The 12,624-nt window shown below is 46.3% G+C and carries 10 protein-coding genes and 2 tRNA genes; all 12 read left to right on the top strand.

The window, feature by feature from the left end:
* Positions 1–46: 46 nt before the first annotated feature.
* The 12 genes from mfd to spoIIE all read left to right on the top strand — a co-directional run bounded on the left by mfd (position 47) and on the right by spoIIE (position 12,617).
* Positions 47–3,580 carry a transcription-repair coupling factor gene (gene mfd / locus SB847_RS20100; RefSeq protein WP_319937387.1) on the top strand — a complete coding sequence of 1,178 codons (3,534 nt, stop codon included), beginning with the start codon at positions 47–49 and terminating at the stop codon, positions 3,578–3,580.
* 136 nt (positions 3,581–3,716) lie between these two features.
* Positions 3,717–4,253 (top strand): stage V sporulation protein T, encoded by a 537-nt coding sequence (gene spoVT / locus SB847_RS20095; protein WP_004264646.1) that lies wholly within the window; start codon positions 3,717–3,719, stop codon positions 4,251–4,253.
* A gap of 168 nt (positions 4,254–4,421) precedes the next feature.
* Positions 4,422–6,002: a putative polysaccharide biosynthesis protein gene (locus tag SB847_RS20090; RefSeq protein WP_410565271.1), complete on the top strand. Its 1,581-nt coding sequence runs from the start codon at positions 4,422–4,424 to the stop codon at positions 6,000–6,002.
* A complete protein-coding gene (yabN, locus tag SB847_RS20085) occupies positions 5,992–7,467 on the top strand; it encodes a bifunctional methyltransferase/pyrophosphohydrolase YabN (RefSeq protein ID WP_007615180.1) in 1,476 nt (491 codons plus the stop codon). Before SB847_RS20090 ends, yabN begins: the two co-directional genes overlap by 11 nt.
* Before the next feature lies 1 nt (position 7,468).
* Positions 7,469–7,729: an RNA-binding S4 domain-containing protein gene (locus SB847_RS20080; RefSeq protein ID WP_007409934.1), complete on the top strand. Its 261-nt coding sequence runs from the start codon at positions 7,469–7,471 to the stop codon at positions 7,727–7,729.
* 78 nt (positions 7,730–7,807) lie between these two features.
* A complete protein-coding gene (gene yabP, locus SB847_RS20075; RefSeq protein WP_410565266.1) occupies positions 7,808–8,110 on the top strand; it encodes a sporulation protein YabP in 303 nt (100 codons plus the stop codon).
* Positions 8,107–8,742: a spore cortex biosynthesis protein YabQ gene (gene yabQ / locus SB847_RS20070; protein WP_310528081.1), complete on the top strand. Its 636-nt coding sequence runs from the start codon at positions 8,107–8,109 to the stop codon at positions 8,740–8,742. Before yabP ends, yabQ begins: the two co-directional genes overlap by 4 nt.
* A gap of 17 nt (positions 8,743–8,759) precedes the next feature.
* Positions 8,760–9,137, top strand: a complete 378-nt coding sequence (divIC, locus tag SB847_RS20065) for a cell division protein DivIC (RefSeq protein ID WP_014416730.1) — start codon at positions 8,760–8,762, stop codon at positions 9,135–9,137.
* 80 nt (positions 9,138–9,217) lie between these two features.
* Complete coding sequence (locus SB847_RS20060; protein ID WP_004264630.1) at positions 9,218–9,604, top strand: S1 domain-containing RNA-binding protein; 387 nt, start codon at positions 9,218–9,220, stop codon at positions 9,602–9,604.
* Between the two features lie 158 nt (positions 9,605–9,762).
* Positions 9,763–9,839: transfer RNA gene (locus tag SB847_RS20055), tRNA-Met, on the top strand.
* A 7-nt stretch (positions 9,840–9,846) separates the two neighbouring features.
* Positions 9,847–9,918: transfer RNA gene (locus SB847_RS20050), tRNA-Glu, on the top strand.
* Between the two features lie 209 nt (positions 9,919–10,127).
* Entirely contained in the window at positions 10,128–12,617 is a 2,490-nt protein-coding gene (gene spoIIE, locus SB847_RS20045; protein ID WP_007409936.1) for a stage II sporulation protein E, read from the top strand.
* The last annotated feature ends 7 nt before the right edge of the window (positions 12,618–12,624 follow it).

Genomic DNA, 12,624 nt, shown 5'->3' with positions numbered 1-12,624 from the left:
CCAAAGCGTTTTTCTGTTCTTGCAGAAAATAGAGAGGAGGGCCCATATGGACAACATTCAAACCTTTATTAAAGAAAGCGATGATTTTAAATCCATTGTCAACGGTTTACATGAGGGGCTGAAGGAACAGCTGCTTGCGGGTCTGTCAGGTTCCGCGCGTTCTGTTTTTACCTCCGCCCTTGCACAGGAAACGAAAAGGCCGATTTTCTTTATCACCCATAATTTATATCAGGCCCAAAAAGTGACGGAAGATCTGACGGCGCTTCTCGGGGATCAATCTGTTTTTTTATACCCCGTGAATGAATTGATTTCTTCAGAAATTGCGGTAGCGAGCCCTGAACTGCGCGCTCAGCGGCTTGATGTCATTAATAGATTAACAAACGGAGAAGCGCCGATCGTTGTGGCGCCCGTTGCGGCAGTGAGAAGAATGCTTCCGCCGAAGGAGCTGTGGAAAAGCAGCCAGCTCGTCATTTCACTCGGAGACGAAATAGAACCGGATCAGCTGTCCGCGCGCCTTGTAGAGGTGGGGTATGAGCGTTCCGATATGGTTTCTGCACCCGGTGAATTCAGTATTCGCGGCGGAATTATCGACATTTATCCGCTGACGTCGGAGCATCCGGTGCGAATTGAACTGTTTGATACGGAGGTCGATTCCATCAGAAGCTTCAATTCTGATGACCAGAGATCAATTGAGACGCTCAAACATGTGGCGATCGGACCGGCGAAGGAATTGATCATCAGGGCGGAAGAAAAAGCCCGGGCAATGGAAAGGCTCGATAAAGGGCTTGCCGACAGTCTGAAAAAGCTGAAGCAGGACAAACAAAAGGAAATGCTTCATATCAATATCTCACATGATAAAGAACGGTTATCAACGGGACAGACTGATCAGGAACTTGTGAAGTATCTCTCGTACTTTTACGAAAAACCTGCTAGTTTGCTAGATTATACACCGGCAGACACGTTGTTACTGTTAGACGAGGTCAGCCGCATTCATGAAATGGAGGATCAGCTGCAAAAAGAAGAGGCCGAATTTATGACAAGTCTGCTTGAGGAAGGGAAAATTCTGCATGACATTCATTTATCCTTCAGCTTTCAGGAGCTTATGAGCGAAAAGCGGCGCCCGGCTATTTATTATTCATTATTTTTGCGTCATGTCCAGCATACAAGCCCTCAGAATATCGTGAATGTGACAAGCAGGCAGATGCAGAGTTTTCACGGGCAGATGAATGTGCTCGCAGGTGAAATGGAGCGCTTTAAGAAATCAAACTTCACCGTCGTCTTTTTAGGCGCAAATAAGGACAGAACCGACAGATTGGCATCCGTGCTGGCTGATTACGAAATTGAAGCCGCAAAAACGGACAGCTCCAAAGCGCTTGTGCAAGGACAGGTCTATGTCATGGAAGGCGAGCTGCAATCCGGTTTTGAACTGCCGCTGATGAAGCTGGCCGTCATTACGGAGGAAGAGCTGTTCAAAAACCGAATTAAGAAAAAGCCGAGAAAGCAGAAGCTGACAAATGCCGAACGGATCAAAAGCTATTCCGAGCTTCAGGTCGGTGACTATGTCGTCCACGTCAACCACGGGATCGGTAAGTATTTGGGGATCGAAACACTAGAAATCAAAGGCATTCATAAAGATTACCTCAACATTCATTATCAGGGCAGCGATAAGCTGTACGTCCCTGTAGAACAAATCGACCAGGTGCAGAAGTACGTCGGCTCTGAAGGAAAAGAACCGAAGCTTTATAAACTGGGCGGCAGTGAATGGAAACGGGTGAAGAAAAAAGTTGAAAACTCCGTTCAGGATATTGCCGATGATCTGATTAAGCTTTATGCGGAACGGGAAGCAAGCAAGGGCTATGCGTTCTCGCCGGATCATGAAATGCAGCGGCAGTTCGAATCTGCTTTCCCTTATCAGGAAACAGAGGACCAGCTCCGTTCCATTCAGGAGATTAAAAAGGATATGGAAAGAGAGCGCCCGATGGACCGTTTGCTTTGCGGTGATGTCGGTTACGGGAAGACGGAGGTAGCCATCCGAGCGGCCTTTAAAGCGATCGCAGACGGAAAGCAGGTCGCGCTTCTTGTGCCGACGACAATACTCGCGCAGCAGCATTATGAAACCATTATGGAGCGTTTCCAGGACTATCCGATTAACATCGGTCTTCTCAGCCGATTCAGAACGAGAAAAGAATCCAATGAAACGATTAAAGGCTTGAAAAACGGAACGGTAGACATCGTAATCGGGACCCACAGGCTCTTATCTAAAGACGTCGTCTATAAAGATCTCGGCTTGCTCATCATTGATGAAGAGCAGCGCTTTGGCGTAACGCATAAGGAAAAAATCAAACAGATCAAAGCCAATGTCGATGTGCTGACTCTTACAGCGACGCCGATACCGCGTACGCTTCATATGTCCATGCTCGGTGTGCGGGACTTATCTGTTATTGAAACGCCGCCGGAAAACCGTTTCCCTGTTCAGACATATGTCGTGGAATACAACGGCGCGCTTGTGCGGGAAGCCATCGAAAGAGAACTGGCGCGCGGAGGACAGGTATATTTCTTGTACAACCGCGTGGATGACATCGAGCGGAAGGCTGATGAAATTTCCATGCTTGTTCCCGATGCGAAAGTGGCATATGCCCACGGAAAAATGACCGAAAATGAATTGGAAAGCGTCATGCTCAATTTTCTGGAAGGGGAATCAGACGTCCTTGTCAGCACGACTATTATTGAGACAGGCGTAGATATACCAAATGTGAATACCTTGATTGTGTTCGACGGAGACAAAATGGGGCTGTCTCAGCTGTATCAGCTGAGAGGACGGGTCGGCCGTTCCAACCGCGTCGCTTACGCGTATTTTACGTACCGCAGAGACAAAGTGCTCACTGAGGTAGCGGAAAAACGGCTGCAGGCGATTAAAGAATTTACCGAGCTGGGATCAGGCTTTAAAATCGCCATGCGTGACTTGACGATCAGGGGAGCGGGGAACCTTCTCGGCGCCCAGCAGCACGGCTTTATCGACTCAGTCGGTTTTGACCTGTACTCGCAAATGCTCAAGGAAGCGATTGAAGAGCGGAAAGGCGATATTCCGAAAAGCGAACAGTTTGAGACAGAAATCGATATCGAGCTGGACGCGTATATTCCTGAGAACTATATACAAGACGGCAAGCAAAAAATCGACATGTACAAACGCTTCAGGTCGATCGCCACAATTGAGGAGAAAAATGAGCTTCAAGATGAAATCATCGACAGGTTCGGCAGCTATCCTAAAGAGGTTGAATGGCTGTTTACGGTTGCTGAGATGAAGGTATACGGAAAATATGAACGCGTCGAACTCATCAAGCAGGATAAAGACGCGATCAGATTTACCATTTCTGAAGAGGCCAGCGCACAGATTGACGGCCAGAAATTGTTCGAACTCGGCAATAAATACGGCCGGCAGATCGGACTGGGAATGGAAGGGAAAAAGCTGAAAATCTCAGTACAGACGAAAGGCCGCAAAACGGAAGAGTGGCTGGAGACCGTGCTCGGCATGCTGAAAGGCCTTCAGGATGTGAAGAAAGAAACAATCGCGTCTTCATAAAAATTGTTACTCTCTGGTGTATATTACATTTGATGTGACGGATACTAATTTCAAGCGAGTGGCGGAAGCTACATAAAGTAAAGAGCTTTAGTACTTTCCCTTAAATATCATCACATGAAAGAGAGGCACCAGAGAGATGAAAGCTACAGGTATCGTACGTCGTATTGATGATCTAGGACGGGTCGTCATCCCTAAAGAAATTCGGAGAACACTGCGGATCAGGGAAGGAGACCCGCTTGAAATATTCGTTGACCGCGACGGAGAAGTTATATTGAAAAAATATTCTCCTATCAGTGAGCTTGGCGATTTTGCGAAAGAATATGCAGATGCATTGTATGACAGTCTCGGCCATTCCGTCTTGATTTGCGACCGTGACGCGTATATTGCCGTTTCAGGCAGTTCGAAAAAAGAATTTCTGAACAAAGCCATCAGCGATTTACTCGAAAAAACGATGGATCAGCGCAGCTCTGTGGTAGAAAACGACGTGAAGTCCGCGCAGCTTGTTAATGACATTGATGAAGATATGAGCTCCTATACAATAGCTCCGATCGTGGCAAATGGCGATCCTATCGGCGCCGTGGTCATCTTTTCCAAGGAACAGGCACTTGGAGAAGTAGAACATAAAGCAGTAGAAACGGCAGCCAGTTTTTTGGCGAGACAAATGGAGCAGTAGGTCTTATTACCATTATTGAAATAAGAAAACGGAGAAAGAACAGCTCTTATACAAGTGCTGTTCTTTTTCATATTCATATGTGCTCTCTATCGGTTCGGCCGTTAGGATTGTGATATAATAAGCTCGTTTTATAGACGTAATTTTCTAGCGGCTGGAAGGAGCTTTTGGATGAACGATTCAGTTGGCGCCAAGCGGCAATCGGCATGGAAAGGTGCTTTTGTGCTCGTCGTTGCGGGTATCGTGACGAAGATATTAAGCGCTGTGTACAGGGTTCCTTTTCAGAATATTGTCGGTGACGTCGGATTTTACATTTATCAGCAGGTGTATCCGTTTTTAGGGATCGCGGTCATGCTGTCAACATCCGGTTTTCCGGTAATCATCTCAAAATTAATGAACGATTATAGCAATCATAAACAAAAAATAATGAAAATTTCCGCCCTTTATGTCACGGCGGCCGGACTTGTTCTGTTTGCGCTCATGTATGCCGGCGCGGCGCCGTTGGCCGGTTTTATGGGTGACGCCCGCCTTGTGATGCTGATAAGGGTCGCGGCGTTCGCTTTCATACTGTTTCCGTTTACGGCGGTTTTCAGGGGGTATTTCCAAGGCGTGCATGATATGATGCCGTCAGCCTTATCCCAGATTACGGAACAGCTTCTTCGCGTGGCGGTGCTTCTCGGTTTATCCTTCTGGCTTTTGAAAAGCGGCCGTTCATTATACGCGGCTGGTGCGGGGGCGGCCTCGGGATCAATTGCCGGAAGCTTGGCGGCCCTTTGTGTATTGGCTGTTTTTTGGTATAAGCGGGAAGAAACCAAGAAAGACGGCGGACATATCGAAACGGCCGTCATTGTAAAAAAGCTGCTGCTTTATTCAGTCACCATCTGTATCAGCAGTGTACTCATGCTTTTGATTCAGCTTGTAGACGCCTTAAACTTATATTCACTGCTTTCAGACGGGACGGAGAGCCATGCCGCGAAACAGCTGAAAGGCATATATGACCGCGGACAGCCGCTCCTTCAGCTGGGAACCGTGTTTGCCGTCAGTATTGCCGCGTCATTGGTTCCTTCAATTTCAAAAGCGGTGCATGAGAATAAGCCGTTTATCATAAAAGAGAAAGCAACATCAGCCGTCAAGCTCTGCCTTGCGGTAGGGATCGGTGCATCAGCCGGGCTTTTTTGCATTTTAGAGCCGGTGAATATCATGCTTTTCCAAAACAGTGAGGGGACGCAGACCTTACAAATATTCAGCTTATCTATCTTTTTTGCCTCAATTGCGCTTACGGCAGCCGCGATTCTGCAAGGAGCGGGACATACCGTTTTCCCCGCCGTATCCGTTTTGGCGGGAGGGGCGCTGAAATGGGTGCTGAATGTTTGGCTGGTCCCCGGCTGGGGTATTACAGGAGCGGCACTGGCGACCGTCTTGGCATTTGCCGCAGTTGCGTGCCTGAATCTCCGGAGAATTTGGTCGAAGGGCTGGCTGACGAATATCGGAGGCGTGATTGCCCGTCTGTGCTGGTGCAGTCTGCTGATGGTCTTCTTTCTGCTCGTATATATGAAGCTATGGCAGTTATTTGTTCCCGTCAGCAGGGCCGGAGCTGTATGCGAGAGTCTGTCTGCGTCAGTCATCGGAGGGCTATTGTTTATTTATTGTATGATAAGAATGAAGATTTTCACGGACGAAGAGCTGAGCGGCCTTCCTTTCGGCAGTGCTTTAAGCAAATTGAAAAAGAGGAGAGAAAAACATGGCAGGTAACATTACGGTCGTCGGCCTCGGCGCCGGAGACATGGATCAGTTGACAGTGGGCGTACATAAGCTGCTGACTCAGGCGAAGCATTTATATATAAGAACGAAAGACCACCCTTTGATTCCGGAATTAGAGCAAGAGACGGAAGCGGACATCCGGTATTTTGATGATATTTATGAAAAACATGATCAGTTTGAAGCGGTCTATGAAGAGATCGCGGACATTCTGTTTGAAAAAGCGAAGCAAGAGGATGTCGTCTACGCTGTGCCCGGGCATCCGTTTGTCGCTGAGAAAACCGTTCAGCTGTTATTTGAACGCCGGGAAGAACAACAGGTAGCTGTTCATACTGCCGGAGGGCAAAGCTTTTTGGATGCCACTTTTAATGCATTGCGAATTGATCCGATTGAAGGGTTTCAATTTACGGATGCGCAAACAATGACGCCGGATGAGCTCGAACTCCGCCATCACCTGATCATTTGCCAGGTTTATGACCAAATGACGGCCTCTGAGGTGAAGCTGACGCTTATGGAGAAATTGCCTGACGACTATGAAGTGGTCATCGTCACGGCAGCCGGAAGCAAGGGTGAAAAGATGACCAAGGTGCCTTTGTTTGAACTTGACCGCAATGTAGAAATAAATAACTTAACAAGCGTGTATGTTCCGCCGATTAAAAAAGAAGAACTCCTTTACCAGGAATTTTCTGCATTCCGAAGTATTATTCGCGAGCTTCGCGGGCCGAACGGCTGTCCGTGGGATCAAAAGCAGACACACCAGTCATTAAAGAAATATATGATTGAGGAATGCTACGAACTGCTTGAGGCCATTGACGAAGAGGACACGGATCACATGATAGAAGAACTCGGGGACGTCATGCTTCAGGTTATGCTGCACGCCCAGATCGGGGAAGACGAGGGGTATTTCTCAATTGATGATGTCATCAGAGACATCAGTGCGAAGATGGTCAGACGGCACCCGCACGTGTTTAAGGATGTTAAGGTTCAGGATGAACATGATGTCGTCGCCAACTGGGAAGAAATCAAAAAGGCGGAAAAGCAAACAACATCCTCTTCATTGCTGGATGCCGTGCCGAAAACACTGCCTTCTCTTGCAAAAGCCGCCAAGCTTCAGAAAAAAGCCGCGAAAACCGGCTTTGACTGGGATGACGTTCAGGATATATGGGATAAAGTAAATGAAGAGCTGAAGGAATTTTCTGCAGAGGCTTCCGCCGAATCAGCAGATGAAATCAGCTTAAAAGCTGAATTCGGCGATGTTTTATTTGCATTGGTCAATATCGGCCGATACTATAAAATTGAGCCTGAGGAAGCGCTCGCCATGACAAATGACAAATTCCGCAGACGCTTTGCTTATATTGAGAAAGAAGCGGCAGCAAAGGGACTTGAATTGACCGCAATGTCACTTGAGGAAATGGACAAATTGTGGGATGAAGCAAAAGAAATGGAGAGGAGATTCTGATATGAGACTTGATAAGTTTTTAAAAGTATCCAGATTAATTAAACGCCGCACATTGGCGAAAGAGGTCGCCGATCAAGGGAGAATCACCGTTAACGGGAATCAGGCGAAAGCCAGCTCAGACGTAAAAGCCGGTGATGAACTGACGGTCCGCTTCGGCCAGAAGCTTGTCACCGTGAAGGTAAACGAATTGAAAGAAACAACGAAAAAAGAAGAAGCCGCGGGCATGTATACAATCGTCAAGGAAGAAAAACTCGGCGAATAGGCTTGTTCTAAACAAGGCTCCCGCCTCATACAATGCAGTAATAATGCTAAAAGTATCGAGGATATGGGGGCTGAATAGATGAATTCATATTATGAGCAAAAAGGTTCTTCTTCTGTTCCGGAACAGCATGATGTAACGATGAAAGGGAGAAAGCATTTAGACATTTCGGGCGTCAAGCATGTGGAAAGTTTTGACAAAGAAGAGTTTTTGCTGGAAACGGTTATGGGAATGCTTTCCGTCAGAGGCGAGAACCTGCAGATGAAAAATCTTGATGTGGAAAAAGGGATTGTATCTATAAAAGGCAGGGTGTTTGACCTTGTATATTTAGACGAGCAGCAAGGGGATAAAGCTAAAGGGTTTTTTAGCAAGTTGTTTAAATGACGCTGACGACCCAATTTTATACGATGCTGGCAATGACCGGTATGGGCGCCTGGCTCGGAGCGTCGCTTGATACATACAGGCTGTTTGTCAGCCGCGCCAAAACGGCCAGATGGCTGTTATTCATTCATGACATTCTCTTTTGGATTGTACAAGGTCTGCTGTTTTTCTATGTGCTGCTCAACGTGAATGAAGGAGAACTCAGGGTATACATTTTCTTGGCTGTCTTACTGGGTATTGCGACGTACCAAAGCCTGTTTAAACGAATGTATATAAAAATACTGAAATTTGCCATTCATCTTGCGGTGTCTCTTTGCCAATTCGCAAAAAAGCTCATTCAGCACGTGCTGTTCCGTCCGGTGCTTCTGCTCTTTAAGCTGCTCATCGGGCTGATCACGGCTATTTCTTTATACTCCTATCGGGTGAGTGCCTTTTTTGCGAAGTGTCTTTTTAAGATCGTAACGTTTTTGCTGTATCCGCTGTTTTTCCTGTTGAAACAATTATTGAAACTTCTTCCTGAAAAGTGGCGTCTTACTTTCAAACGATATTTTCAAAAAAGTGCAGGATTTTTACAAAAGAGCAAGAAACTAATCATAACAATCAGATCGACCATGATACGTATTTTGAAAAGGTGAAAGGAGGACCGTCTGATTTGAATCTATCTAGAGAACGTACAATAACTGAAATTCAAAACGACTATAAAGAGCAGGTTGAACGGCAATCCCAGCTTATGAAAAGAAGGCGGAAAGGGCTTTTCAGACGGTTGATCGTATTCGGCGCCCTTGTGTTGTTGACGGCTATTGTCTTAGCGGGTTCTCTTTGGTCACAGACCTCTTCCCTTAGCGCAAACGAAGAAAAGAAAGCTCAGCTGGAAAAACAAGTGAAAAAATTGAACGCGAAACAGGCTGATTTAAAAGATGAAATTTCCAAATTAAAGGATGAGGATTACGTCACAGAGCTTGCCAGAAGAGACTTGTTTATGTCAGGAAATGGTGAGATTCTCTTTAATGTAGAGAAGAAGAGCAAGTAGCCTTGTTGACACTTAAATTTTTATTTAGGTATAATTAAACAAACGATCTTTTTATAAGCCTAAGGAGGAGCACTTTTTTTATGTCGATTGAAGTTGGCAGCAAGTTGCAAGGGAAAATAACAGGTATTACAAATTTCGGAGCATTTGTTGAATTGCCTGGAGGCTCAACCGGTCTCGTTCATATCAGTGAGGTAGCCGATAATTATGTAAAAGACATTAACGAGCATTTAAAAGTCGGCGATCAAGTTGAAGTGAAAGTCATCAACGTTGAAAAAGACGGGAAAATTGGTTTATCAATTAAAAAAGCTAAAGACCGTCCGCAAGCCAGACCTAGAAATGATTTCCGTCCGAAAGAATCTTTTGAACAGAAAATGAACAAGTTTCTTAAAGATAGCGAAGACCGCTTATCATCTTTAAAACGAAACACGGAATCAAAACGTGGAGGGCGCGGAGCAAGAAGAGGATAACTTGCTGCTTTCTATAAATACATGGAGCATCCGTCTATCCCAGCGGGTGCTTTTTTTTGTATGTGTCCGTATAGTCAGAAAATTAAAACTTTAAAGTTCCTGTTGACGGAATGAAGAAACCTTTGTATTATATAACTTGTGCTTATAAGCACCTATATGGCGGTGTAGCTCAGCTGGCTAGAGCGTACGGTTCATACCCGTGAGGTCGGGGGTTCGATCCCCTCCGCCGCTACCATATATATGGCCCGTTGGTCAAGCGGTTAAGACACCGCCCTTTCACGGCGGTAACACGGGTTCGAATCCCGTACGGGTCATCAAGCGAATCGGCTTCTGTTGCAGAAGCCGGTTTTTTCATATTTAGACAACTTTTTGAGAAATGTCGGAGGAAATACGAAAGGAAAGGGGAACAAGGGAGAAAGCGTCGAAGAGTTCTTTGGAATTGTTACCTTCTTTTGACAAAATCCTATCTGGGCTTTCATTTATAATGACAAGCAACGAATAAAACAGGTGGGGGATGAGAGCAATGGAAAAAGCAGAAAGAAGAGTGAACGGGCCGATGGCGGGACAAGCTCTGGAAAAACTGCAATCGTTTTTTGAAAAGGCGGCAAAGCTAACAGTCCATCAAGCGCATTCACTTTTTTTCTATAAGGGTTTCATTTATGTCGTGATCGGTTTTTTACTTGGACGGGCTTTCATATTATCTGAGGTTCTTCCGTTTGCGCTGCCGTTTTTCGGAGCGATGCTTTTGATCAGAAGAGATAAAGCCTTCTATGCTTGTCTGTCTTTACTTGCGGGCGCTTTAACCATTTCGCCGAAACACTCTTTATTGATTCTCACAGCTTTGGCCGTCTTCACTCTATTTTCAAAAATCGGTACATATATCGTGCAGGACCGGGTGAAGATGCTGCCGATCGTGGTGTTTTTCTCTATGGCTGCCGCGAGAATCGGATTTGTTTATTTTGAAAGCGGCGCTTTTACCACCTATGATTATGTGATGGCTGTTGTCGAGGCGGGCCTGGCCTTTATTTTGACGCTGATCTTTTTGCAAAGCCTGCCGATTTTCACGATCAAAAAAGTGAAGCAATCGTTAAAAATAGAAGAAATCATCTGTTTTATGATCTTGATCGCATCCGTTTTAACCGGGCTTGCCGGTGTTTCATTTCAGGGAATGCAGGCTGAACATATCCTGGCCCGCTATGTCGTGCTGAGTTTTTCCTTTGTCGGCGGGGCAAGCATCGGCTGTACGGTCGGTGTTGTGACCGGACTGATCCTCGGGCTTGCGAATATCGGGAATCTCTATCAAATGAGTCTGCTTGCGTTTTCCGGGCTTCTTGGCGGGCTGCTGAAAGAAGGAAAGAAAGCCGGCGCCGCAGTCGGGTTAGTGATCGGCTCACTGCTGATTTCATTATATGGAGAAGGGTCTGCCGGATTAATGACCACTCTTTATGAATCTTTGATTGCCGTTGTTTTGTTTTTGATTACGCCCCAATCGATTACGAAAAAGGTGGCGCGATACATACCGGGCACGGCTGAGCACAGTCAGGAACAGCAGCAGTACGCGAGGAAAATCAGAGATGTCACCGCCCAGAAAGTAGACCAGTTCTCCAATGTGTTTCATGCCTTGTCGGAGAGCTTCGCCACCTTTCATCAGACGTCTTCTGATGAGCAGGCGGAAGAAGGGGAAGTGGATCTCTTTTTAAGCAAAATCACCGAGCATTCCTGCCAATCCTGCTATAAGAAAAGCAAATGCTGGGTTCAAAACTTTGATAAAACATATGACTTAATGAAACAAGTTATGCATGAAACAGAAGAAAAACAGTATGCCTCAAACCGCAGATTAAAAAAGGAGTTTCAACAGCACTGTTCCAAATCCAGACAGGTGGAAGAGCTGATTGAGGACGAACTTGCCCACCATCACGCCCATCTGACACTGAAGAGAAAAGTTCAGGACAGCAGAAGGCTTGTTGCCGAGCAGCTGTTGGGGGTTTCTGAGGTCATGGCGGACTTTTCTCGGGAAATAAAACGGGAGAGGGAGCAGCATTTTATTCAGGAAGAACAAATGATAGAGGCGCTTCAGCATTTCGGAATCGAGATTCAGCATGTCGAGATATACAGCCTGGAGCAGGGCAATATTGATATCGAAATGACAATCCCGTTCAGCGGAGGACACGGCGAGAGTGAAAAAATTATCGCCCCGATGCTGTCTGACATTCTTGAGGAGCAGATACTTGTCAAAAGCGAACAGCACTCGACTCATCCGAATGGCTACAGCCATGTCGCGTTCGGTTCGACCAAGTCGTACCGGGTATCGACAGGCGCGGCTCATGCGGCAAAAGGCGGCGGCCTTGTCTCCGGCGACAGCTACAGCATGATGGAACTGGGGGCGAGAAAGTATGCAGCCGCGATCAGTGACGGCATGGGCAATGGGGCGAGGGCCCATTATGAGAGCAATGAAACGATTAAGCTGCTCGAAAAAATTCTCGAATCAGGTATTGATGAAAAAATAGCAATCAAAACGATCAACAGTATTCTGTCTTTACGGACGACAGACGAAATCTACTCAACTCTCGATCTTTCTATCATTGACCTTCAGGATGCAAGCTGCAAATTCTTGAAGGTCGGTTCAACGCCGAGTTTTATCAAGCGGGGAGATCAAGTCATGAAAGTTCAGGCCAGCAATCTGCCGATCGGCATCATCAATGAATTTGATGTGGAGGTTGTAAGTGAACAGTTAAAAGCGGGAGATCTGCTCGTCATGATGAGTGACGGTATTTTTGAAGGGCCGAAGCACGTTGAAAACCACGACCTGTGGATGAAGCGGAAAATGAAAGGGCTGAAAACCGAAGATCCGCAGGAAATTGCTGATATATTAATGGAAGAGGTCATCAGAACGCGTTCCGGCCAAATCGAAGACGATATGACAGTGGTTGTTGTCCGGATTGATCACAACACGCCGAAATGGGCTTCCATCCCGGTGCCGGCGGTTTTCCAAAATAAAAAGGAGATTTCTTAATCCTTTC

Source organism: Bacillus sp. SIMBA_026 (genome assembly GCF_046535335.1).
Taxonomy (GTDB): domain Bacteria; phylum Bacillota; class Bacilli; order Bacillales; family Bacillaceae; genus Bacillus; species Bacillus velezensis.
The sequence above is the reverse complement of the archived record's forward strand: the minus strand, read 5'-3'. Positions and strand labels throughout refer to the sequence as shown.